Below are 23,330 nucleotides of genomic sequence, written 5' to 3'. Positions count from 1 at the left end.
GTACAAAAAGACCGCAGTCAGTGGTCTTTTTTTGTAAGCAGGGTTCTTCAGGAGGTCACATGACTTACGAAAGCATAAAAAAGACAATAGATTTTTCTAAAGTCTATAGAAAAGGCAAGTCTTATGCAGATCGTCATTTGGTGATGTATGTGTACCCAAATAATTTGGGCTACTCTCGTTTGGGATTGTCCATAAGTAAAAAAGTCGGAAAGAGTGTTGTTCGAAATAAAGTACGTCGTCGTATAAAAGAAGTCTTTAGACACCATTACAAATCGAATGGTCAATATGATATTGTTATTATTGCACGTGTACGTGCCTCAGAGGCTTCTTATCTGGATATAAAAAAATCATTCAGGTACTTGCAAAAAAAAGCTGGTATTTGATTTTTTGAAAGTATGTGATTATATGAAGTATTTTTTGATTTTTGTGATAAAATTATATCGTAAGTTTTTATCACCACTATTGGGAAGTCATTGTCGATTTCAACCAACATGTTCCATGTATTCTATGCAGGCGATTGAAAAATATGGCGCGCTTAAAGGTGGATGGATGAGTGTTAAGCGAATTTCAAAATGTCATCCATTTAATCCAGGCGGATACGATCCATTAGAATAAAATTCAGGAGGAAAATGAATTGTCTATTTTTGCAGATGTTTTTGGCTATTTATTGGGGTTAATTTACGGGCTTGTTAAAGATTATGGGGTTGCAATTATTATATTTACTTTGTTGACTAAGTTGATATTAATGCCATTTACGATTAAACAATTAAGGTCTTCAAAAGAAATGGCTGCAATTCAGCCGAAAATGCAGGAGATTCAAGAAAAATATAAAGATAATAAAGAAGTTCAAAGTCAAAAAATGCTCGAGCTTTATAAAGAGCATAATTATAATCCATTAAGTGGATGCTTACCTTTGTTGATTCAGTTTCCAATTATAATCGGTTTGTTTACGGCGTTGAGAGAACCTGCAACTTATGTATTTGCAAACAATCCGGAATTACTTGAAACAGCTACGCATCAAACATTTTTATGGATGAAGAATTTATCTCAACCAGATTTAATGAGTAATATTTTTTCCAGTGGGCCTGCGTGGCTGATGAAAATGCCTGGATTAATGCCAATTTTATCTGCCGTTTTGACTTATTTTCAAATGTCATCTATGAATGCAGCTCAAGGTGCAGCAGCAACGCAAAACAATTCATTAAAAATGATGCAAACCATTTTCCCGTTGATGATTTTATTTTGGGGAACGTCCCTATCAGCAGGTTTGATTTTGTATTGGACAGTAGGTAGTATCTTCCAAATTGGACAACAGTATTATATGAAGCGACCAGTTAAGGGGGAAAACGTATAATGAAATTTGTTGAAAAATCAGGAAAAAGTGTAGAAGAAGCATTAAGGTTGGCTCTCATTGATTTAGAAGCCTCACGTGAAGAGGTTGACTACGAAGTAATTGATGAAGGCAATAAGGGATTTTTAGGATTTGGCGCTAAGGATTGTCTTATTAAAGTGTTTAAAAAAAATACAACACAGGATGTTGCAAGACACTTTATTGAAAGTATTTTGAAAGAAATGAATATTCAAGCAGAACTTGAAATTAAACTCGAAAATGACGTTTTAAATATTAATATGATTGGTGATGATATGGCAATTCTAATTGGAAAGCGTGGCCAAACATTAGATGCCATTCAGTATTTAATTAGTTTGGTTGTCAATAAGGACCATGACGATTACATTAGAGTTGTACTCGATACAGAAAATTACCGAATGAAGCGTAAGGAAACATTGGAAAACTTAGCAGATCGTTTGGCTTTCAAGGTAAAAAAATCAAGAAAAAATGTGATTTTAGAGCCAATGAATCCTTATGAAAGACGCATCATTCATTCAGCTTTACAAAACAATCCATATGTAAGCACAAAGTCTGAAGGTGATGAGCCTTATCGAAAAGTAGTCATTTATTTTGACTTTAAGAAAAATAAAGCCAACTAATCCTTATAACCCAGTTTCGTGCTGGGTTATATTTTAATTTAAAGGAGTTTGTCATGGAATTTGATACCATTGTGGCAATTTCAACCCCTATTGGTGAAGGCGCCATAGGCATTATAAGAATGAGTGGTCCCGAATCTTTTCAAATTCTAGATCGGGTTTTTAAGAAAATTGGAAATGGTACCTTTGAAGATAAGCAAATGGTATATGGGCAAATCATGGATGAGGATACAATTGTCGATGAAGTTTTAGCTGTAAAAATGTATAAACCGCGCACATATACGAAAGAAGATGTTGTCGAAATTAATTGTCACGGTGGATTGGTCCCAATGAGATCTATTTTAAGTCTCCTACTTGATAAAGGGGCAAGACTTGCCGAAAAGGGAGAGTTTACAAAAAGGGCTTTTTTAAATGGACGTATTGACCTTGCTCAAGCTGAATCCGTAATGGATTTAATTGGATCAAAAACCAAACGGGGATATGATTTGGCTATGAACCAGCTTGAAGGTCATTTGTCAAGACGTGTCAGAGGTATGAGAGACGGTCTTATGACTTTAATGGGCCATATTGAAGTTGGCATTGATTATCCAGAAGAAGATATAGAAGATGTAACTTACCCAGAAATTGTCGATCAACTTGAGGATCTCGAAAAGCAAATAGATAAATTGTTGAAATCTGCAAATAATGGTAAAATAATTCGCGAAGGTTTAAAAACTGTAATTGTTGGTAAGCCCAATGTTGGAAAATCTAGCTTAATGAATGCGCTTTTAAAAGATTCACGTGCAATTGTTACAGATGTACCGGGTACAACAAGAGATGTGATTGAAGAATATATGAATGTTGGTGGCATACCCATTAAACTAATTGATACAGCAGGTATTCGGTCAACAGAGGATGTTGTCGAAAAGATTGGTGTTGAAAAATCAAAGTCATATTTTAATGAAGCAGACCTTATCATTTTTGTTTTAAACGCTTCTGAACCTTTAACAGATGAAGATTTGGACATTATGGAACATGTCAAAAATAAACATGCTATTGTTATCATCAATAAAACAGATCTTGAAATTAGAATTGATGAGTCTCTCATTAATATGCATTTAAATGATAAGTTGATTCTAAAGACTTCTATGGAGAAAGAAATTGGGATTGATCTTGTTGAAAAAGCAATTTCAGATATATTATTGGACCATGATTTGGAGATTAATCAAAATGAAACTGTTTCCAATACGCGGCATATTCATTTGCTGAAAACAGCGCATCAAAATGTAAAAGATGCCCTCGGTGCTGCCAACTCTAAAATGCCTTACGATTTTATTGAAGTTGATATTCAAAATGCAATCGTTAATCTTGGGCAAATTACAGGTGAAAGTGTCGAAAATGATTTATTGGATCATATTTTTAGTAATTTTTGTATAGGAAAGTAGGCTTTAAATGGCAAGAATGTATCATTCAGGAAAATTTGATTGTATTGTAGTTGGTGCAGGCCATGCGGGTTGTGAAGCTGCTTTGGCAAGTGCACGGATGGGTGCCAACACTTTAATTCTTTCTATAAATTTGGATTCTATTGCGATGATGCCTTGTAATCCTTCCATAGGTGGAACGGGCAAAGGACATTTGGTGCGTGAAATTGATGCACTGGGTGGTGAAATGGGTCTTAATATTGACAAATCATTGGTTCAAAGCAAGATGCTAAACCGATCAAAAGGGCCTGCGGTACATTCCCTAAGAGCACAGGCTGATAAAAATAAATATCACGTTGAGATGAAAAAAGTTTTAGAAAATACGGACAATCTCAAAGTTAGACAGGCTGAAGTTGTTGATATTGATGTAAAAGATGGGCAGGTAAAGGGTGTTTTAACTTCTACTGGCGCTTATTTTGAAGCTGAAACTGTGGTTTTAGCAACAGGAACTTATTTGGGAAGTAAAATTTTTATCGGAGATGCAATCTTAAACAGTGGTCCTAATGGTCTTGCAGGGTCTTATGATTTGGTGACTCAATTAAAGACTTTGAACATTGATTTAAGACGCTTCAAAACAGGTACCCCTGCTCGAGTGGATTCACGCACCTTGAATTATGATAAGATGGAAGTTCAGTGGGGTGACACCGATTATGAGCCTTTTTCTTTTATGAATGACACCATTGAATTTAAAGAGTTACCGTGTTGGTTATCTTATACGAACCCCACTACGCATGATATTATTATACAGAATATGGATAAGTCAGGTCTTTATACAGGAACTATTGAAGGTACAGGCCCGCGCTATTGTCCATCAATTGAAACTAAAATTGAACGTTTTCAGGATAAAAATAGGCATCAACTTTTCATTGAACCCGAAGGATATGACACAAATGAGATGTATGTTCAGGGTATGAGTACCAGTATGGCAGAAGATGTTCAAATTAATTTTATGAGAACTATTCCAGGTATGGAGTCTTGTGAAATTATGAGACCAGCATATGCAATTGAATACGATTGTATCAATCCTTTACATTTAAAATTATCTTTGGAATTTCAAGATATTGAAGGCTTGTTTTCTGCTGGGCAGTTTAATGGGTCTTCTGGCTATGAAGAGGCAGCTGCTCAGGGGCTTATTGCTGGTATTAATGCCGTTTTAAAAATTCGCAACAAACCGCCTTTTATTTTAGACCGATCTGAAGCTTATATAGGTGTCTTGATTGATGATCTTGTGACTAAGGGCACAAATGAACCTTATAGAATGATGACTTCAAGAGCAGAATATAGATTGCTTCTAAGGCAGGACAATGCAGATTTGAGATTGACCCAGAAAGGGTATGAAATTGGTCTTGTGACAGAAGTTAGGTATCAGAAGATGTTGACTAAAATGAAGCTGATTGATGCAGAAATGGACCGGGTTACGACGACCAACTTGTTTTTAGATGCATTAAATCCTATTCTTGATCAGTGTGGCACACCTCGTGTAAATCAAAGTACAAAAATTTCAGAAATTCTTAAGCGGTCTGAAGTGTCTTATGAAGCCATTCAATCAATTGACTTAACAAGACCTGACAATTTACCACGTGATGTAATGAAGCAAGTTGAGGTGATGATTAAATATGAAGGCTATATTAAGAAGCAACTTCAACAAGTGGAAAAATATAAATCTTTAGAGTCTAAAAAATTACCAGACTCAATTGATTATTCACAGATTGAGAGTTTACGAATTGAAGCGAGACAGAAATTAAATGAAATTCGGCCAGAGTCTATTGGTCAGGCATCCAGAATTTCTGGTGTCTCCCCTGCTGATGTATCTGTTCTTTTGGTATATCTGGAACACTATAGAAGGAGGGCGACAAAATGATATATGATGATTTTAAAGACTACAATTTAGAGTTATCAGAAGATCAAGTGAGACAGTTTGAACTTTTTTATGAGCATTTGATTAGAGAAAACGAGAAGTATAATTTAACTGCGATTACACAACATGAGGAAGTTATAATCAAACATTTTTTAGACTCAATACTCTGTTTGTCACTGGGGTATGACTTTAAAAAGTCTAAAATTATAGATATTGGTACTGGCGCAGGTTTTCCAGCGATCCCCCTCAAAATTATGGTTCCAGACTGTCATGTGACTTGTTTAGACGCCCTTAATAAACGTGTGAATTTTTTAAAACTCTCTGCTGATGTTTTGAAATTGAGTGATATGACCTATATACATGGTCGTGCTGAAGATTTTGGACAAAATTCTAAATATAGAGAAGTATATGATTTTGCAGTTTCTAGAGCAGTTGCTGAATTAAGACTTTTGCTTGAATATGTTATGCCTTTTGTAAAACCAGGTGGTTTTTTTATTGCTTATAAAAGTCTTAAGTCAGATGACGAACTTAATGATGCGCAAAATTCTATTCGATTGATGCAATGCGAATTGGTAAAAAATGTAAATATTGTATTGCCAAAAGGTTATGGTACAAGAGATTTACTTGTTTTTCGTAAAATTGGTCATATTTCTAATAAGTATCCAAGAAAACCAGGTATTCCAAAAAAAGCACCATTATGAAGCAAAAGAGGACAATTGTTGGATTGTTCTCTTTTTTTATTTTTTTTTTTTTAGTATAATGGGAGTAATGGATATCTAGGAGGGCTTATGGGCAAATCAATTGCAATATTTAATCAAAAAGGTGGTGTCGGTAAAACCACAACAGCTATTAATTTTTCTGCTGCACTTGCTGAAAGTGGTAAACGCGTACTTTTGGTTGACAATGATCCTCAAGGTAATTTAACAAGTGGTGTTGGTGTAGATAAGAGTTTGTTAAAAGCCTCAATTTATCATGTTTTAATTGACGAAGCCGATATAGAAGATGTAATTATAAATACTGACTTTGAACGCTTGGATATTTTACCGGGAAGTGTAGATTTGGCTGGTGCTGAAATTGAATTGGTTGACTTTGATAACAGAGAGTTTTTGTTAAAAAAACAATTGGAACGCATTAAAGCAAATTATGATTATATTATAGTTGATTGTCCCCCATCTTTAGGCCTTTTAACGATTAATGCCTTGGTTGCTGTTGATACAGTTTTAATTCCGATTCAATGTGAGTATTATGCGCTCGAAGGTGTAAGTCATTTGATAAATACCTTTAATTTGGTAAAAAATCGAATTAATCCAGATATAGAAATTCAAGGTGTGCTTCTTAGTATGTTTGATGGTCGTACGAATTTATCAATCCAAGTTGTTGAGGAAGTAAAGAAGCATTTTAAAAAATATGTTTATGGGACAATTATCCCAAGAAATATACGTTTGGCGGAAGCGCCAAGTTATGGATTACCTATTATACATTATGATCGAAAATCTAAAGGTGCTGAAGCTTATTTGGATTTAGCTGAAGAATTTTTAATGTTGGAGGAAGAAGATGACTAAGAAAAGTGGCTTGGGACGAGGGCTAGGTGCTCTAATTTCAGATGATTCAATGCATTCTATAGAAAAAAACATCAATGAACATGGTGAACTGGTGCAAGAGATTGATGTTAACTTAATTATCCCAAATAAAGATCAGCCTCGAAAACATTTTGATTCTGAAAAAATTAGTGCTTTAGGTGATTCAATAGAAGAACATGGTTTACTTCAACCAATTGTATTGAAAAGAAGTGGAAGCTACTATGAAATAATCGCTGGTGAACGAAGATGGCGAGCTACAAAGTCCATTGGCAGAAAAAAAATTCAAGCAATTATAAGAGATGTGGATGAATTTACAATAGCCCAATTAGCACTTATTGAGAATGTCCAGCGTGAAGATCTAAATCCAATTGAGGAAGCACTTGCCTATATGAAATTAATTGAAGAATATAAGATTACTCAAGAAAAATTGAGTAAAATTGTTGGGAAAAGCAGGTCTTATTTAACGAATACTATGAGACTGGTTAAATTAGAGCCAATTATCCAAGAGTCTATTATGAAAGGTACCCTTTCAAACGGGCACGGAAGAGCTTTGTTGTCAATTGAAGATACGAATCATAGGATTATGGCTTTTGAAAAGATAATCAATGAAGGTTTGAGTGTACGTGTTGCAGAGGATATGAGTCGAAATTTTAGTAAGTATTTCAAAACTAAAACACAACAAACTAAAACGACTCAAAAACTAAAAGAAATAACGAGTTTGGAAAATGAGTTGAGCCTCACTTATGGCACTAAAGTTACAATCAATGAAAATAATGGCAAAGGTCGGATTTCCATTGATTTTTATAACATTGATGATTTAAATCGTATTATTGATTTAATTCGATAATGTTTCACGTGAAACATAGCTTTCGGGCTATGTTTTTTGTTTCACGTGAAACAATAGATGTGATAGAATAGAAGAAAATAGATAAAAGAGGGCCAGATGAGAAAAATCGCGTTTATAATAAATCCAGTGGCAGGAAAAGGAAATACGATTGAAGCAGTGGAATTAATAAAAAAATATCTAATAAAACAACAGGATAAAATGAAATATGAAATATATATTTCAAAGTATAAAAATCATATTAGTGAATTGGTAAATGAACTTTCATCTAAAGGATATACCGAATTTGTAGCAGTCGGTGGAGATGGAACGGTATCAGAACTAATCAATGGGTTAGATTTTAAAAGTGATATTAGCTATTCAATTGGCATAATACCTTGGGGAACGGGAAATGATTTGGTTAAAACACTCGGCATCTCAAATAATATAGAAGAAATATTAAACAATGTTGTTCAAAATAACATCAAAAAAATTGATGTGGGCAAAGCAAATAATCACTATTTTATTAATGTAGCATCTCTTGGAATCGATGGGCAAATAATCAGAGATACAGAAAAATTAAAAAGAATTTTTCCAGGTCATCCAGCTTATCTTTTGAGCACATTAAAATCAGGTTTGTTTTTCAAACCAAATCTTGTAAAAGTGAAAATTGATGGTGTTGAATACAAAGGAAATATGAAGCTGATTGCAGTTGGGAATGGCGCTTATTTAGGAGGTGGCATGAAAGTTTGTCCCGATGCAGTGATGGATGATGGAATTTTTGAAGTGTGTTTGGTAAATAACGTATCACGTTTAAAATTTATGAAAGAGATAGGAAAAGTGTATAAAGGTCGTTTAGGCGAAGTGAAAGAGGTCGAATATTATAAAGGTCGAGAAATTATAATTGAAATGGATGATGGTTATTATGATATAAACATAGATGGAAATCTAGTAGGAAAAACACCAGTAAACATATCAATGACACACTATAAGGTAAATATATTTTTGTAAATCCATTTTTTGTAAAAAAATACTTGATATTTTATGAAATGATTTATAACAGTGATGAAGTTGACGGAAAAGACATAAATCTATTTACAGAGTGAATTTGGAGGAATTATGACTACAATGCAAATTAAAGATGCAAAATTATACTATCGTAAAACAGGACGATTGAACCGGAATATAATTCGTGATGAAATTTCAATCTCCTGGTATAAGTGTCGACTGGCTCAAATTGATCACAGTATAAATTTGTCTTCAATTCACTTTAACAAAAAAAATATTTTGGTTTCTGAATTTCAAGGGAATTTTATCACTTTTATAGACGCAATTGTTCCACTCTCTATGGATTATTATTTAATTAATCCAAATTTAGATGTTGTGACTCAGAGAACAAGTGTTTACAAAATTGATTCTATATTATCTTTTGAAGAGCATTTACTTGGTACAAATGCTGCTGCATTATCCTATAAAAGTGGAAAGCAGGAGCATGTACTTTTTGAAGAACATTACTTAGATGGGTTATCCAATTTTTGCACGTATGGGATCCCGATCAAACAGGAAGATCGTATAATTGGAATACTAATGTTGCTTAGTGATTTTGAAATAAGTCCATATGAAATCTCAAATGTTAGAAGACGTCTTAATGCCTACTCTGAAAATAAAGCACAAATATCAAAAGAAAATTTTCAAGATTATAGTTTATCAGAATTGTTTCATTATCCACCAAGTTACTTTCGTCTATTTAAGTCATCAATTGAACGTATACAAATTAATCAGAGTAGTGTTTTAATTAAAGGCAGTTGTGGATCTGGTCGAACGACACTAGCGCTTTATTTAGCAACGGGTGTTGATTCAAATGCACTTTATATGGATGCATCAGCTGTTCCTTCAATATACCAATATAGACTTTTAAAATCATATATGTATCAGACTGAAACACTTGTTGTAGATAATATTGAGTTACTTTCTGATAACTGCATCAAGTTGTTAACAGTTTACAACAGAGAAAAAATTATAAATAAAAACAGTAAAAAATTTAGTGATATGAAAGTTTTGAATATAATATTGACAACGGTTAACAAAACAGATTTTAAAGGTCAAATTTTACAATTGACTGAAGACTTGAAATTGATGACAGTTACGCTAAAAAATTTAGATGATTTTGAATCTGATGAGGTACTAAGTATTACTGGGGATCATAGATATGAGACGTTCAAGCATTGGAAAGACAGTGCTAACAGTAAAACTCAAGCTGAGTTGATAGAATCACTTGAAGATCATGAGAGAGCATATATCGTAAAAGTATTAGACTATATGAACTATAATATTACCGCATCAGCAGAAATCTTAAAAATTGGTCGGAGCACTTTATATCGAAAAATGCAGAAGTATCAAATTGATACAAATCCTGAAATCTCAAAATGAAACACATGGTAGGAATGTAATGAATTAAGACATCAGATATATCTTTTTTCTGATGTCTTAATTATATTTAAAAAACAGATAAACAAATGAAAACGCTCAATTTACTTGATTATAAAATATAACAGTAAACGCATTTACAAAAAAATACTTGAATCAATTATTCTGTAAGCATTAACTATATTGTACTTAAACCTCTTAATTAGAACGTTTAAGAGCATATGTTAAATCATATACATAAATAAATAAATAATATTTGATTAGATGATGAAAATTTTGTAAAATAGAGGAAACAGTAGAAACCTGTAAATCATAATGCTGGAGTCATTAACAGTTAATTAACTGTTAACAGTAGGAGGTGATGGTGTGTACAAAGTAAGTGATGTTTCAGAATTGATTGGGGTTGAAAAAACAGAAGTGTTTGAAAAAATGATTACACATCGTGCCCTGCTTGAAAGTCATATACACAAAGAGGATGGCGTTACACATTTTAACGAACGTGGTCTTGAAGTGCTCAAAACTTTATTTGGTATAGAAATTGATCAATATGATAAGTCGGTAGTGAAAGCGTTGGCTAAAAAGGATTTTGCTTCCAATGAAGTACGGCAGGATCGGGATCGGAAAATTTTATTGGATAAAATAAGTATACTCATAAATGAGATGGATAACTTGGATCGTGAGCTTTCTTTAAAGGATAAAATGATTGAACAGTATCAGCAAAAAATTGCTGAGGAACTGGAAAATATGGGAATGTTGCAAAATATAATTGTAAAAAAACTGGAAAGCGTGATGGAGTGATGCTATGTTTAGAGTTATAGAAGTTGCAAGAATGCTTGGGGTTAGTAAAGTTACTGTTTATAAAAAAATTAATCGAAATAAGAAAATATTGAAACCTCATATTCATGTGAGAAGTAATATTACCTACGTGGATGAAGAAGGCGTACAAATCATAAAAGACACTATTGAGAGTGCACCGAACAGTTCCTTTTTTCCTGGTCAAGATGTGATTGATCTAAAAAATCAATCTATTCAAGATTTAACGTATGTCATTGAATTTTTAAATCGGCAAATTCAATCCAAAAAAGAACAAGTATCAAAAAAAGATGATTTTATTGAACAATTGAGAACACTATCTAAAAGCAATAGAGGGCGACATCAATATTTGGAAAACAAAATAAAAGAAATGAATATAGGAGGGTAATGCTGTGGTACCTAAAAAATCGATTTTCGAAAAAATGGGTTTAATAGAACCTAAAAACAAAGATCAAGATCAAGATGTTGAACTGACAGATTCTATGATTCCTGATCCGGAAAATGTACCTGATCTTATGAAGTTAATGGACAAAGAAAAAGAAAAAGAAAATGACAAAGAAACAATCGCAAAAACAACGTTTAAAGAATCAAAGCCAAGTGACGTACCAAAAGAGAAATCTGATAAGCATGGGGATTTAGAAAAGCCATCAGATATTGGGGATAAATTAGACTTGATAATTGGTGCTTATGAAAAGAATAAAATGCTTACAATTGACGAAATCTATCGGAATTCTCAGTTGGAAAGTGATGTTAAAAAAACTATTTTTATGACAGATGTCTATCTGAAAGCTATTCCTGAAAACTTGCCCTTGGATATTAAACGTGAAACAGTATTAAATATCATGAAAGTATCGAACATTGGTTTGGATGAACTGTTGAATGATGCCTATAAGCGTATCGATTCATTAAATACAGTTTTAGAAGAGACGGTGTCTACGACACAGGATATATTTTCAAGAAATGATGCCACCATTCGTGAATTAGAAAAGCGAATTGAAGATTTAAGAGAAATTAATAAAAATCGCAAGAAATTCCAGGAAGATCAAAATACAATGATTGAATATGAAATTCAGAAAATTATTAACCTCGTAGAGTTTGTAAAGCCTAAAAAGTAGTTTATTATGTCAGCATATAGACTTACAACACGGGGAAAGTATGTACTGGTTATTTTTGTGATTGTATTGATTTTTAATTTGGTATATAGTACGTCATTGTTGGTTGATCATTTTGGACATAAAGATGATGGGCGTCAATTGGCGACTCAAAACTCAGATGAAACTGAACCGATTTCAACGGGTGAAACCGATTCTGTTCCAGAATCTGTGGCACCGACAGAAGCACCAACAGAATCGCCAACAGAAGCACCAACAGAAACACCAACAACAGAGGCGTCAATGCAGGAAAGCGACCTATATACACAAGAAATCTTGGAGGATTTACGTGCAACACTTTTTGAATTTAATTTCATCACAAATACAGTTGACCTAAAACCTTCCGATGAGGGTTTATGGCGTGATTTAATTGAAGTTTTAAAGGCATATCCTGATGAAGCGATTATCATAGAAGGACATGTAAATGGGTATCCAGATTTCAAGCAAACAGATGCAGCTTTACAGTTAAGTGAAGATAGAAGTGAAGTTATATTGAATCAGTTATTGGATGCGGGTATTGAAATTGAGCGGATAAACGTGTATAATTTTGGTTCGGAGGTCCCTAAGTTTAGAGAAAGTGCTAAGCAAACTGAAAACGATCGTGTTTTAGTTTATTTTAAAGATCACTATACGTCGGGGATGTTCAAATAAAGGATTGCACTCGTAGCTCAGAGGATAGAGCAACCGCCTCCTAAGCGGTAGGTCGCGCGTTCGACTCGCGCCGGGTGCGCCAAAGCATACTTGCTCCAGTTTTATGATCACATAAAGCTGGAGTTTTCTTAATAGAAGGAGTTGTCATGAGTCCAAATGATTTTATGAGAGAAGCTTTAGTTGAAGCTCAGAAGGCCCTAAAATTTAACGAAGTTCCAATTGGTGCTGTTGTTGTGTATAAAGATTTAATTATAGGGCGGGGCTACAATACGAGAGAAAGTGATGAATATGCCCTTTCACATGCAGAGATAAATGCGATACGAGAAGCTTCCAAAGTTATGGGGGGATGGCGATTGACAGACTGCGATATCTATGTTACAATAGAGCCCTGTCCTATGTGCTGTGGGGCTATTTTTCAGTCAAGAATTAGGTCGATTACCTATGGTGCACCAGACCCAAAAGCGGGTGCTTGTGGGTCGATTTTTAATTTGTTTGAATTGAATGGATTAAATCATTATGCGACAATTCAAGCAGGTGTTTTGGAAGAAGAATGCAAAGCACTGATGCAAAATTTTTTCAAAGAAAGACGTTCATAGTATGGAGAGATGTCCGAGTTGGCTAAGGGGCACGCCTGGAAAGCGTGTAAGGCCGTTAGGCCCCGCGGGTTCGAGTCCCGCTCTCTCCGCCATGATTATCTATGCCGTGCTAGACGGGGAGGTAGCGGCGCCTTGTAACCTGCAATCCGCTATAGCAGGGTTGATGCTTGGTTGAGGGACTACATTGTGAAGTCGGTTCCAGAAAAGTGATGTTGAGAATTGGGTCCTGCGCAATAGATACTTGTGAACCCCGTCAGATCCGGAAGGAAGCAGCGGTAAGCAAGACCATCTATGTGCCGCAGGGGTTCCTGGTTTGAGTTAACTCTCTGGGTTACGTTCATAGTGCATTTTCAAAGCCAAGTGCACGGCTTAAATAAGAAATCATCTTTCCACAAACGGATTGATGATTTTTTATTTTGGAATAAGGTTTCAATTTTGGTCTATTTCGCATATAATTTTAGTATATGGGTCTATGGGGGATTGTTTGAGAAAATATAGCGAATTTTGGGGATACAACAGCATATATGCAGTAGCGATATCACTTGTCGCTTTGTTATTGATTCGAACATCTTTTGACTGGATTGATGTATTTCTTGTATTTACGATTGCCTTTACTGGAATTACAGTGATATCAATTATATTGGTAGAACATCTAAAATATACAGATTTATATATGGGTGCACCAGGAAGTGTTTTTAAAGACGACTATGCAATTAAGGCGCAAGAACGCTATCAAGAAATTGTTTCGCTTCAACAGGAAAAGCAGTTAGAATTTAATGAGTTGCGGAAAAATTTACTTGAAATAGAACAGCAATTTAATCAAAAACATGCAGATTACAAATATTGGAAGGCTGCCGGTAATGAAATCCAATTAAGACATACAGCAGCACGGGCTTACTTTACTAAAATTTCAGATTTACTACCGCATAGAATCTGGGTAACCAATATGAAAGACGAAATTGTTTATGCAAACGATCGCTTTAGAACGTTTTATCCAGAGGCACACTTAATACAGGATGTTCTAGATGATTCCTATTGTGACACCAAGCTATTTAGAATCAGAGATTTTGGGAATCTAGTGTATCCTTTTAAAAGTGGCGAGCATTTAAATGGAAAGTCGGTTAGAATTTTTCACGATGACTCTATTCGGCTGGTTTTTCACATATCCATGTCTAATAATTTTGATAAACGGATGAATGAGAACTATTTAAAAAAGACAAGAGATCTCCATGTCATAAACGAGATAGGCAAAATAATTATTGAACGCAATACCGTTTCGGGAACTTTACAAGAAGCGCTAGATAAAATTGCGTTTTTTAATAATTTAAATTCAATTTCAATACGGTTAATAAATGCAAATAACAAACTTGAAAAAGTCGCTTTAAGTGGTTACAGAAAAAAATATGTGCTCTCTGACGAAATCAGTAATGAAAAATTGCATATGCGATATGCAATCAGTGAAAACAGAATGATATTTCTAAATAAGATAAACGATTTGATGTTTCCAGAGCCAGATTTAGAAAAATTTATTGCAGAAGGTGGGAAAATTGCTTATATTCCATTGGCCAACTATAATGCAACTTTTGGCGTACTGTCTATTGGAAGCGACTATGAATTTACCACAGAAAATCTCACATTGTATGAATCTATAGCAATTAATCTTACAATTGCACTTGAAAAAATACTGCTTTATGACCAATTGAAAACAAATTATTTTAAAACGGTTGAAGCATTTGTCACTGCTACAGAAATTAATTCGACTTGGTTCAGTGGTCACTCTAGACGTGTAGCGGAAATCTCAAAACGTATTGCGCAAGAGTTATATTTAAGTTCAAATGAAATGGATGAGATTTACATGACTGGATTGTTGCACGATGTTGGAAAAATGTCAGAAGTATTCACAGGGGAAGCGTATAGAAATGATGAAGATCATAGCATTCGTGGAAGGAAGATGATAGAAAAAGTTGGCTTAAGTGAAAACGTACTCGCAGGTGTTGAATTTCATCATATGGATTTTGACATGTCTAATGGCAAAGAAACCGGTTTCACTGAACAGCCTTATTATGCTCAAATGATTCGAATTGCAAATGATTTGGATTGGATGGCAAGCGACAACCCAGAGTTTACCATATCCGCGTGTATTCTCCAGTTGAAAAAACATGCTGGAAAGCGGTATTCTCCACAGTTTATTCGAATTTTAGAAGCCTTGGCAAATCAACCTGATTCCGATCTTTCAAGAATCTATGAAACAAGAGGTACCCAATGAAGATTAGACTCAGAACCAAGTTAATAGTTAGCAGTATTGTGATGAATCTACTTCTATTAACGGTTATCTGGATAAAAACTAAAAATATGGCGACGGTTTTAATTTCTCTTGTTTTACTAGGGGGATTTACAATCTTTTGGTTGCGGCTTATTCAAGTAAAAATCAAAAAATCTAATTTTTCAATTTGGTGGAATGGTAATCTTGATATAAATTTGGAACACATTTCACTTGTAAGCAATAGTGAAAAAAGATTGGCAAATTTGATTCGAAATCTAAAGGCAAGAAATCAGTCAAATCAACAAATTGTCAAGGATATGGACTATCTTAAATCTCAAATAGAAAATTATGACCACGAAATGGATCAAATTCAAGTTAATATTCAAAGGCTCAATTATGAATTAGAGTTGAATCAAAAAGCAAATCAATACCTATCTGAGCACACGGATCATTTTATAATTGAACTTGATGGAAATGGTATTATTCAAAAAATGAATACCCTATTTGAGACAAGACTAGGGTATTCAAGTATAGACTCTAAGGGGTTACTTTTTGATTCTTTTGTCCAACAGACAGAGTATGATCAAAGTTTTTCAATAAAAGCATTATTAAATGCCACAGAAGAGCCTATTTTTATAAATGTGCTCTATGCCAACCGCCAAAATAACGCTTCAGAATATATAAGTTTTAGAACCATTAAAATGGATTCAAACACATTCCTTTGTCTTGGCAAGTCAATAAGTGATGAAATCGCTATTCAAAGTCGAATTATACGTAAGAAAAAAGAACTGGATTATATTAATCAGATAAACTCAGCCCTAATTAGCAACCGTAGTGTTGAAGAATTATTGGAAAATATACTGAAAAAGTTAGAGGGTTTGTTCAACATGTCTTTTGGATGTGTTTATATGCGAAATACAGAGAATGAATGGGATTTAAAAAGTTTTCTTTCCAAAAAAATTGATCAGAGTACCTTTAACCAAACTGAGTTGGAAATCCTTTTTGACGCAGACTGGCTTTCTAACCCCGATGTACGTGTTGTGGCTATTGGCGACTCTTTTCCAATGATTTCAGACTATGCACAGTACATTGCCATGGCACCTTTACAAGTCGATGGACGTGTTATTGCGATTTTATGTTCAGGTTTGGGTTCAAAAATGAACTTGAACGATTATAACATTTTGAAAATGTTTAATAATCAAGCATCCATCGTGGTTCAAAGGGCAATTATATATGAAAAGTTGAGAGTGCAATACTTTAATACAATTGAAGCTTTGGTAAGTGTAATAGAAGCTAAAGACAAGTACACTGAAGGACATTCTAGACGCGTTTCTAGGTTTGCAGTTGAAATTGCAAAAGAAATGGGCTATAGTAGTGAAGAAATTGAAAACGTTGAAATATCAGGGTTGTTGCATGATGTCGGAAAGATTGGTATTAATCAGGAAATTTTAGTTAAACGCGGAAAATTAACCGTGGAAGAGTATGAAGAAATGAAGCAACACCCTGAAAAAGGTATACAGATATTGGACTCAATCAACTTAAGAAAAGAGATTAAAGAGGGTATTTTGTACCATCACTTGCGGTATGATCTTTCTGGTTATCCTAAATCAAATTTAAACCACCTGCCACCATTTGCAGCTATTATTGGTGCAGCTGATGCGTTTGATGCAATGACTTCAGCCAGATCTTATTCACAGGCACGAACGATGGAAGATTCTATGACTGAAATCATCCGCTACAAAGGACGACAATTTGATCCAGAAGTGGTGTCTGTTTTAGAACAGTTGATTCGTGAAAAACGCCATATCATACAGAAAATCATAGACGATGAACAAGGAGAAAGCTATGTCATATCAAGCACTTTACAGACAGTGGCGACCACTGGACTTTGATGAAGTAATTGGACAAGATCATATAACAACACCATTAAAAAATCAGATTATTTCTGGAACATATGGACATGCATATTTGTTTTCTGGAACACGCGGAACTGGAAAAACATCAACAGCAAAGATATTTTCAAGAGCTGTTAACTGTTTAAACAATCAAGATGGAAACCCTTGTAATACATGTGAGAATTGCAAAAGTATTCTAGATGAACAATTTATAGATGTTGTAGAAATGGATGCAGCAAGCAACAACAGTGTCGATGATGTGAGAGAGTTACGCGAGCATATTAAGTTCGCACCCTCAAGGGGAAAACATAAAGTTTACATTATAGACGAGGTCCATATGCTTTCACAAGGGGCTTTTAATGCACTTCTTAAAACATTAGAAGAACCACCTGAGTATGTTGTTTTCATTTTGGCCACAACTGAACCTCAAAAGATACCTGCAACAATACTATCAAGATGTCAGAGATATGATTTTAAGCGCATTTCTTATGAACATATCCTTAAAAGACTGGAATATATTTGCAATAAAATAGGCGTGACGTATGAAGTCGAGGCTTTAAAATTAATCATTCAGAAAAGTGATGGCGCAGTAAGGGATTCACTGAGTGCTTTAGATCAATGTTTGAGCATTAAAAGCGGTGGGCTTACAATAGAAAATGTCGTTGATGTTCTTGGGGTTGTTGAAAAAACACAAGTGGTTTTATTGATACAATTTTTAGCGACTAAACAAGGTGGAGAAGTCTTGCTAACTGTGGATCATATTATGCGTCATGGGAAAGACTTAAATCAATTTCTAAACAGTTTAATTGAAGTCTATAGAGATTTGCTAATTGTGAAAATGGTGGATGAAAATCGGAAAGCCTTGATTAATGCCTCTGATGAATACATTGAGTCACTTTCTGATGTGTCGAATCAAGTAACTTCTGGACAAATCTCTAGGGCATTGGATTTGCTAATAGATTTATCAAAGTATTTGAAGTACTCCCAAAACAAAAGGATTGTTTTTGAAGCGACGTTAATGAAACTCATGCATCCAGAAGTGGAGCATTCTATTGAGGCTCTTTTGGAGCGTGTTGAAAGCTTGGAAAAAATGATTTCAAGTGGTGTGGTTGCCATTAAATCGGAAGAACCCGTAAAAAGTGCAGACGCAAGTCAGGTGCATCCACAAAAAGTCGATGAAGTTGAAGCTTTTATAGAATTTACAGATCAAGAGATAACACTAGAGGATATTGTATCAAAGTGGCCTGATGTTCTAAAAGAGGTGTCCAAAGAGAGAAAAGCTATTTATCCGTTTTTAATGGACGCTTTACCAATTGGCTTAAAAGGAAATAAATGTATCATTCAAGTAAAATCTGAAAATAAAATGTTTGTATCTTTATTGATGAATGCTCAAAATTTACCTTATTTGAATGAAAAGTTGAGTTCGACGCTTAAGAAGAAATTGATTTTAGAATTTTTGGCTGAAACAGGAACTGAAAGAAAACAGGAAAGTGAAGAAGCACAGATTATGGATTTTTTTAAAGATTATAAAGATGTGCTCGAAATAAAATAATAGGAGGCGTATTATGGCTAAGGGAAAAGGACCAATGATACCTGGAAACATGAATAATATGATGAAACAGATTCAAAAAATGCAAAAGGAAATGCAGGAAACACAAAGTGAAATTGAAGAGCAGGAGTTTGAAGCGTCAGCAGGTGGGGGCGCGATTCGTGCTGTGGTGAATGGCAGAAAAGAACTTGTTGCTATTGATCTTAAGCCTGAAATTGTAGACCCTGATGACATTGAAATGTTGGAAGATTTAATCATAGCTGCAGTGAATGAGGCATTAAAGAATGCAGATGAAACCATGTCAAAAAGCATGGGTAAATTTACAGCCGGTATGAACGTTCCTGGCTTATTTTAGGAGCTGATGATGCGATATATACCGGCAATTAGCAGGTTGATAGATGAATTTTCCAAATTACCAGGTATTGGACGCAAAACAGCTCAAAGATTGGCATTTTACGTGGTGGATGCTTCTCCAGACGATGCTGTCGGGTTTGCAGAGGCCATACTGGATGCAAAAAGGAAAGTCCATTACTGTGAACGGTGTTTTAATTTAACTGAAGAAACCTTGTGTGACATCTGCAATGATGTCAAACGTGACCCGCGTGTCATGTGTGTTGTGGAATCTCCAAGGGATTTGTTGGCCATTGAAAACACCAAAGAATTTAATGGCACTTATCACGTATTGCATGGGGCTATTTCACCCATGGAAGGCATAGGTCCGAATGAAATTAAAATTAGAGAACTGATTCTCAGACTTCAAAATGATCAAACCAGTGAATTAATTATTGCAACCAATCCTTCAATTGAAGGTGAAGCAACTGCAATGTATATTTCAAAACTGTTGAAGGGAACTGACATAAAAGTATCAAGACTTGCACATGGTATCCCTGTCGGTGGTGATTTAGAATATGCGGACGAGGTTACTTTAGCAAGAGCATTAGAAGGAAGACGTATTTTGTAAACTGTTTACAATAGAACTTACCAAGAGGTAGGTTCTTTTTTTTACACCAACTGTTTACAAATTTTTCCATATATGATATAGTATTTCCATATTATGGAATTCAGGAGGTTTGTGTGTCAACTTTTTTATATTTTAAAGATCCTCAAAATGAAGCAGCAAAAGAACTCATATCAAAGAAACCAAATTTGAAACGGATTGAACATAATTTGAAGCATCCAGACCTTAAAAGTGACCAAGTTTTAGTAGTCTTATCACAGCCTTCAGAACTTTTTATTCAGCGTGTACAAGAGATTGGATTTAGCCGCATCCTTACATTAAAAGGGGTAGGCATAGTGGGTAAAAATGTGCAAGTATGTGACAGCATGATACATATTTGCAAGAGTCTTGAAGAATTAGACCTTATTAAAGAGGCGCGAGAAAAAAGGCAATATGCCCAAAATTTAGAACAAACCCTTCATTTAACTGATACAGATAAAACATTTCTGAAGGTCCTAGGTGGCCAGGTTCATAAAAAAGGGTCAAAGACCAGAGTCAAAATGAGGCAAAGAAAAAACTATCAATTTCCACATGGTGTCATTACAGTGATTGGTGAGTCAAAAGTGTGTTCAGAATTGGCCAAATCACTTGCCCGCGATAAAAATGGAAGGATTTTGCTCATTGATGGAAATTTATTAAAGCCAAGCATGGATGTCCATTTTAACATCAAAAATATTCAGACGCCAATTAAGAGCCACTTAGTAGGAATTGATAACTCAGGCTTAAATATAGCTTTAGACGCTATTGGGAAAGGAATTTCCTTTGTTGAAATGTTGCCTTTGATTACAAAAAAAGTGACACCTCATTTAGAGTTATTGCTGGGCAATTACAATTTTTACAATTATGAACATTACCAAATAGACCGTTTTAAAGACTTAATGGAAGTTTTGAAAACAAGGTATACCATAATATTAATTTATGTGGCCGCCACACCTTATGATGAATTGGCTCTGGCCAGTTTACACTTAAGCCATGTAAATTTGTGGATCTGCAAAGACGAGCAAGAAGACTTAAGGTATGCGCATAGCGTTATGGAAGTTCTTAAAAACAAACAACAAATTCCTTCTGATAAATTTAAGATGGTTTTATGCCAAGATCAGAAAAGAAATCCTTTAATTGGTCCTGATCTCATGAATCGTATTTTTAAAAATCAATATTTGGGCAATATAGGTGGCCACAAATGGTCAAGAAAACGTAAATTGAAACGCCTTGGAAGCGTGTTAGTTGAAAGGGGATTGCAATGGGAATGATTCAATCAATCCACGAACCACTCATCGATTACAAGATCGAATCTACAGGTTCATTGATGTCTCAATTACTGGATGAAATTGTAATGGCGTATGAAGATTTGATTGCAGATGTTGAAGAAGGTAAAGTGAATGCCGGCATACTGCACAGGGAAATTGAGAAAAAAGTAGATGCCTGTAAAGGGGTATTCAATGCAGAAACCTTAAAGAAAGAGATTTTTGACACAATTTATGGATATGGCTTATTACAGCCCTATATTGAAGATCCGGAAATTAGCGATATTGATGTCCCCAGGTATGATTATATTTTGATTCGAAAAAAAGGCGTGCTTCAAGAATTAAACTTATCATTTGAAAGTGAAGTTGTTTTTGAACGTTTTTGTAGAGTACTTGTTATTCGGCATGGTGGGGTGATTAACTTAATGGAAGCACATTGCCGGGTGAGTGATCGGGTTAACAAGCTTCGAATTAATGTAAGTATGCCGCCGAGAAATACGACGGGTGCTTCATTGACCATTCGAAAGCACAAAGCAGATGCCTACACCTATCAAGAGTTGATTCAGCTTGGTATGCTTGACAATCAGAGCAAAACAGTTCTTGAAACAGTTGATATTCAGAAAAAAAATATATTAATTTGTGGAAAAGGGGCTTCAGGCAAAACGACTTTGTTAAGAACGCTTATAGATTTTGGGGATAAAATGGAGCGTTTGTTGATTTGTGAATCAGATACAGAAATTTATCCACAGAAGAAAAATGTAATTGTTCAACGGGTTCAAAAAAACAAAAATAGCATTACAGATCAAGCACTTGAAACATTACTAAAAGAAGGGTTAACCATGTCACTGGATACGTATTGCATTGGAGAAATAACAGGTGCAGAGGCGTGGTCATTTGTAAAGGCTGGTTATACAGACCACCGAATTATGGGCACCATTCATTCAAAATCATGTCAAGATGCTTTAAACAGGTTGCTTATGCTTGTTGAAAATGAAACACGTATGGATGAGAAAACTATAAGAGAAATGGTTTTGGGCAGTATGAATGTTGTTATTTATATGAAAAACTTTCAAGTTAACGAAATATTTGATGCATCTAATCATAGAATACTCTACCAGAAAGGAGTTAATGTAGGTGATTGGGATTATAGTGGGATTGAACCTTTTGGGGGGATTATTGCTCTTTAAAAAAATTGCTTATGCGGTAAGCTTCTCAGTGCCAGCTTATAACACGTCAGTTTATGCGGTCAAAAGTTTTCAAAAACCTTTAAGCATTTGGCAGCAAATTGTAAAACGATATCGACATCAAGCCCATTTACCGGTTTATTTAACAGAAATGGATTGGATTGCCATTGGTGTGATTTATTGTGTGAGTGTCTGTTTAATAACGCTCTGGATGCCGATATTTTGGGTGCTTAAAGTGGGGATAAGCTTCTTGTTATTCAGTGTTCCGATTTTAGCTTTAGAGTTTCGAATTGAGTTTATAGAGCATACCATTGATAAAAGTTTATTTTCATTTTTATCCCATATGAATGCCTGCCTAGCACATCGAGCGTCACTGACAGACGTCCTTCTTGATGTGGAAATGAAATTGGATAATTTATACATTAAAGAGGGTCTTAGACGGTTTAACAGAAGTGTGCGTTCAGGCATGCAACCAGAAAGGGCATTTCAGATCTTAAATGAAAGCACCACACATGCTTATTTGCGTTATATTTATTTAAACATGGAACAGATCCACCAAAAGAATGGTGACATGCAAGCTTTGATGCATGCTCTAGAGTGTGAGCATGCAGACATTCAAGTTGCCTTTAATAAGCGAAAAATCGAACTCAAACATGATCGAAATATGACACTCTTTAGCTTTCTTTTGGTTCTTTTAACGGTTTTAAAGATAGGCAGTGCGAATGACTATATTAAAATGTTTTACACAAGTACCATGCTTGGCAAACAAGTATCCGTGATTCTTATGATTGGACTCTTGGCTGGACTTGGAATTATACTTTCAGCATCTAGAATAAAGCTTTAAAGGAGAACC

Annotated in this window: 24 protein-coding genes, 2 tRNA genes and 1 other RNA gene; all 27 read left to right on the top strand. The window is 34.8% G+C overall.

The genetic code is table 11. The features are described 5' to 3' along the window. The first annotated feature begins 59 nt into the window (after positions 1 to 59). Entirely contained in the window at positions 60 to 383 is a 324-nt protein-coding gene (rnpA, locus tag JOC49_RS02590; RefSeq protein WP_204661928.1) for a ribonuclease P protein component, read from the top strand. Positions 384 to 405: 22 nt separating this feature from the next. Continuing rightward, a complete protein-coding gene (gene yidD, locus JOC49_RS02585; RefSeq protein ID WP_204661927.1) occupies positions 406 to 615 on the top strand; it encodes a membrane protein insertion efficiency factor YidD in 210 nt (69 codons plus the stop codon). A 19-nt stretch (positions 616 to 634) separates the two neighbouring features. Next, positions 635 to 1,354, top strand: a complete 720-nt coding sequence (locus JOC49_RS02580) for a YidC/Oxa1 family membrane protein insertase (protein WP_204661926.1) — start codon at positions 635 to 637, stop codon at positions 1,352 to 1,354. Then, positions 1,354 to 1,989 (top strand): RNA-binding cell elongation regulator Jag/EloR, encoded by a 636-nt coding sequence (jag, locus tag JOC49_RS02575; RefSeq protein WP_204661925.1) that lies wholly within the window; start codon positions 1,354 to 1,356, stop codon positions 1,987 to 1,989. The genes JOC49_RS02580 and jag overlap by 1 nt, the downstream gene beginning before the upstream one ends. A gap of 53 nt (positions 1,990 to 2,042) precedes the next feature. Next, positions 2,043 to 3,410: a tRNA uridine-5-carboxymethylaminomethyl(34) synthesis GTPase MnmE gene (gene mnmE / locus JOC49_RS02570; RefSeq protein WP_204661923.1), complete on the top strand. Its 1,368-nt coding sequence runs from the start codon at positions 2,043 to 2,045 to the stop codon at positions 3,408 to 3,410. A gap of 16 nt (positions 3,411 to 3,426) precedes the next feature. Next, the gene (gene mnmG, locus JOC49_RS02565; RefSeq protein WP_204661959.1) at positions 3,427 to 5,307 is read left to right on the top strand and encodes a tRNA uridine-5-carboxymethylaminomethyl(34) synthesis enzyme MnmG; all 1,881 of its coding nucleotides are present in this window, start codon (positions 3,427 to 3,429) and stop codon (positions 5,305 to 5,307) included. Next, a complete protein-coding gene (gene rsmG, locus JOC49_RS02560; RefSeq protein ID WP_204661921.1) occupies positions 5,304 to 6,005 on the top strand; it encodes a 16S rRNA (guanine(527)-N(7))-methyltransferase RsmG in 702 nt (233 codons plus the stop codon). The genes mnmG and rsmG overlap by 4 nt, the downstream gene beginning before the upstream one ends. 87 nt (positions 6,006 to 6,092) lie before the next feature. Then, a complete protein-coding gene (locus JOC49_RS02555) occupies positions 6,093 to 6,866 on the top strand; it encodes a ParA family protein (RefSeq protein ID WP_204661914.1) in 774 nt (257 codons plus the stop codon). After that, the gene (locus JOC49_RS02550) at positions 6,859 to 7,731 is read left to right on the top strand and encodes a ParB/RepB/Spo0J family partition protein (RefSeq protein ID WP_204661912.1); all 873 of its coding nucleotides are present in this window, start codon (positions 6,859 to 6,861) and stop codon (positions 7,729 to 7,731) included. The genes JOC49_RS02555 and JOC49_RS02550 overlap by 8 nt, the downstream gene beginning before the upstream one ends. Before the next feature lie 96 nt (positions 7,732 to 7,827). Then, positions 7,828 to 8,718 carry a diacylglycerol/lipid kinase family protein gene (locus tag JOC49_RS02545; protein ID WP_204661910.1) on the top strand — a complete coding sequence of 297 codons (891 nt, stop codon included), beginning with the start codon at positions 7,828 to 7,830 and terminating at the stop codon, positions 8,716 to 8,718. Positions 8,719 to 8,826: 108 nt separating this feature from the next. Continuing rightward, on the top strand, positions 8,827 to 10,137 hold the full coding sequence (locus JOC49_RS02540) for a helix-turn-helix domain-containing protein (RefSeq protein ID WP_204661909.1): 1,311 nt from the start codon (positions 8,827 to 8,829) through the stop codon (positions 10,135 to 10,137). A gap of 363 nt (positions 10,138 to 10,500) precedes the next feature. Then, positions 10,501 to 10,932, top strand: coding sequence for a hypothetical protein (locus tag JOC49_RS02535; RefSeq protein ID WP_204661906.1), 432 nt, complete (start codon positions 10,501 to 10,503; stop codon positions 10,930 to 10,932). A gap of 4 nt (positions 10,933 to 10,936) precedes the next feature. Beyond that, positions 10,937 to 11,335, top strand: coding sequence for a helix-turn-helix transcriptional regulator (locus JOC49_RS02530; protein WP_204661903.1), 399 nt, complete (start codon positions 10,937 to 10,939; stop codon positions 11,333 to 11,335). Between the two features lie 4 nt (positions 11,336 to 11,339). Continuing rightward, the gene (locus tag JOC49_RS02525) at positions 11,340 to 12,062 is read left to right on the top strand and encodes a hypothetical protein (protein ID WP_204661901.1); all 723 of its coding nucleotides are present in this window, start codon (positions 11,340 to 11,342) and stop codon (positions 12,060 to 12,062) included. A 6-nt stretch (positions 12,063 to 12,068) separates the two neighbouring features. Continuing rightward, entirely contained in the window at positions 12,069 to 12,749 is a 681-nt protein-coding gene (locus JOC49_RS02520; protein ID WP_204661898.1) for an OmpA family protein, read from the top strand. A 6-nt stretch (positions 12,750 to 12,755) separates the two neighbouring features. Then, a tRNA-Arg gene (locus tag JOC49_RS02515) sits at positions 12,756 to 12,831 on the top strand. A gap of 64 nt (positions 12,832 to 12,895) precedes the next feature. Further along, a complete protein-coding gene (locus tag JOC49_RS02510; RefSeq protein WP_204661895.1) occupies positions 12,896 to 13,345 on the top strand; it encodes a nucleoside deaminase in 450 nt (149 codons plus the stop codon). 3 nt (positions 13,346 to 13,348) lie between these two features. Continuing rightward, positions 13,349 to 13,437, top strand: a tRNA-Ser gene (locus tag JOC49_RS02505). 12 nt (positions 13,438 to 13,449) lie between these two features. Then, positions 13,450 to 13,713, top strand: an RNA gene (gene ffs / locus JOC49_RS02500) — signal recognition particle sRNA large type. 116 nt (positions 13,714 to 13,829) lie between these two features. Then, the gene (locus JOC49_RS02495; protein WP_204661892.1) at positions 13,830 to 15,611 is read left to right on the top strand and encodes an HD domain-containing protein; all 1,782 of its coding nucleotides are present in this window, start codon (positions 13,830 to 13,832) and stop codon (positions 15,609 to 15,611) included. Continuing rightward, positions 15,608 to 17,500 carry an HD domain-containing phosphohydrolase gene (locus tag JOC49_RS02490; RefSeq protein WP_204661889.1) on the top strand — a complete coding sequence of 631 codons (1,893 nt, stop codon included), beginning with the start codon at positions 15,608 to 15,610 and terminating at the stop codon, positions 17,498 to 17,500. Before JOC49_RS02495 ends, JOC49_RS02490 begins: the two co-directional genes overlap by 4 nt. Continuing rightward, a complete protein-coding gene (dnaX, locus tag JOC49_RS02485) occupies positions 17,454 to 19,055 on the top strand; it encodes a DNA polymerase III subunit gamma/tau (protein WP_204661887.1) in 1,602 nt (533 codons plus the stop codon). Before JOC49_RS02490 ends, dnaX begins: the two co-directional genes overlap by 47 nt. Before the next feature lie 13 nt (positions 19,056 to 19,068). Further along, positions 19,069 to 19,407 (top strand): YbaB/EbfC family nucleoid-associated protein, encoded by a 339-nt coding sequence (locus tag JOC49_RS02480; protein ID WP_204661884.1) that lies wholly within the window; start codon positions 19,069 to 19,071, stop codon positions 19,405 to 19,407. Positions 19,408 to 19,413: 6 nt separating this feature from the next. Next, the gene (recR, locus tag JOC49_RS02475; RefSeq protein ID WP_341534643.1) at positions 19,414 to 20,013 is read left to right on the top strand and encodes a recombination mediator RecR; all 600 of its coding nucleotides are present in this window, start codon (positions 19,414 to 19,416) and stop codon (positions 20,011 to 20,013) included. A gap of 113 nt (positions 20,014 to 20,126) precedes the next feature. After that, positions 20,127 to 21,299, top strand: coding sequence for a P-loop NTPase family protein (locus JOC49_RS02470; RefSeq protein ID WP_204661878.1), 1,173 nt, complete (start codon positions 20,127 to 20,129; stop codon positions 21,297 to 21,299). Next, a complete protein-coding gene (locus tag JOC49_RS02465) occupies positions 21,290 to 22,480 on the top strand; it encodes an ATPase, T2SS/T4P/T4SS family (protein WP_204661874.1) in 1,191 nt (396 codons plus the stop codon). The genes JOC49_RS02470 and JOC49_RS02465 overlap by 10 nt, the downstream gene beginning before the upstream one ends. Next, positions 22,470 to 23,321, top strand: a complete 852-nt coding sequence (locus JOC49_RS02460; RefSeq protein ID WP_204661871.1) for a type II secretion system F family protein — start codon at positions 22,470 to 22,472, stop codon at positions 23,319 to 23,321. Before JOC49_RS02465 ends, JOC49_RS02460 begins: the two co-directional genes overlap by 11 nt. Positions 23,322 to 23,330 lie beyond the last annotated feature (9 nt).

Source organism: Fusibacter tunisiensis, assembly GCF_016908355.1.
GTDB classification, from domain to species: Bacteria; Bacillota; Clostridia; order Peptostreptococcales; family Acidaminobacteraceae; genus Fusibacter_D; species Fusibacter_D tunisiensis.
This window is presented reverse-complemented; position numbering and strand designations above follow the sequence as displayed.

Bases quoted from the DNA above. Each gene is read 5' to 3' on its own strand.
- rnpA (WP_204661928.1), top strand. From the start codon at position 60: ATGACTTACGAAAGCATAAAAAAGACAATAGATTTTTCTAAAGTCTAT.
- rsmG (WP_204661921.1), top strand. From the start codon at position 5,304: ATGATATATGATGATTTTAAAGACTACAATTTAGAGTTATCAGAAGAT.
- JOC49_RS02555 (WP_204661914.1), top strand. From the start codon at position 6,093: ATGGGCAAATCAATTGCAATATTTAATCAAAAAGGTGGTGTCGGTAAA.
- JOC49_RS02550 (WP_204661912.1), top strand. From the start codon at position 6,859: ATGACTAAGAAAAGTGGCTTGGGACGAGGGCTAGGTGCTCTAATTTCA.
- JOC49_RS02465 (WP_204661874.1), top strand. From the start codon at position 21,290: ATGGGAATGATTCAATCAATCCACGAACCACTCATCGATTACAAGATC.
- yidD (WP_204661927.1), top strand. From the start codon at position 406: ATGAAGTATTTTTTGATTTTTGTGATAAAATTATATCGTAAGTTTTTA.
- jag (WP_204661925.1), top strand. From the start codon at position 1,354: ATGAAATTTGTTGAAAAATCAGGAAAAAGTGTAGAAGAAGCATTAAGG.
- JOC49_RS02530 (WP_204661903.1), top strand. From the start codon at position 10,937: ATGTTTAGAGTTATAGAAGTTGCAAGAATGCTTGGGGTTAGTAAAGTT.
- JOC49_RS02510 (WP_204661895.1), top strand. From the start codon at position 12,896: ATGAGTCCAAATGATTTTATGAGAGAAGCTTTAGTTGAAGCTCAGAAG.
- JOC49_RS02540 (WP_204661909.1), top strand. From the start codon at position 8,827: ATGACTACAATGCAAATTAAAGATGCAAAATTATACTATCGTAAAACA.
- recR (WP_341534643.1), top strand. From the start codon at position 19,414: ATGATGCGATATATACCGGCAATTAGCAGGTTGATAGATGAATTTTCC.
- mnmG (WP_204661959.1), top strand. From the start codon at position 3,427: ATGTATCATTCAGGAAAATTTGATTGTATTGTAGTTGGTGCAGGCCAT.
- dnaX (WP_204661887.1), top strand. From the start codon at position 17,454: ATGTCATATCAAGCACTTTACAGACAGTGGCGACCACTGGACTTTGAT.
- JOC49_RS02520 (WP_204661898.1), top strand. From the start codon at position 12,069: ATGTCAGCATATAGACTTACAACACGGGGAAAGTATGTACTGGTTATT.
- mnmE (WP_204661923.1), top strand. From the start codon at position 2,043: ATGGAATTTGATACCATTGTGGCAATTTCAACCCCTATTGGTGAAGGC.
- JOC49_RS02480 (WP_204661884.1), top strand. From the start codon at position 19,069: ATGGCTAAGGGAAAAGGACCAATGATACCTGGAAACATGAATAATATG.
- JOC49_RS02490 (WP_204661889.1), top strand. From the start codon at position 15,608: ATGAAGATTAGACTCAGAACCAAGTTAATAGTTAGCAGTATTGTGATG.
- JOC49_RS02545 (WP_204661910.1), top strand. From the start codon at position 7,828: ATGAGAAAAATCGCGTTTATAATAAATCCAGTGGCAGGAAAAGGAAAT.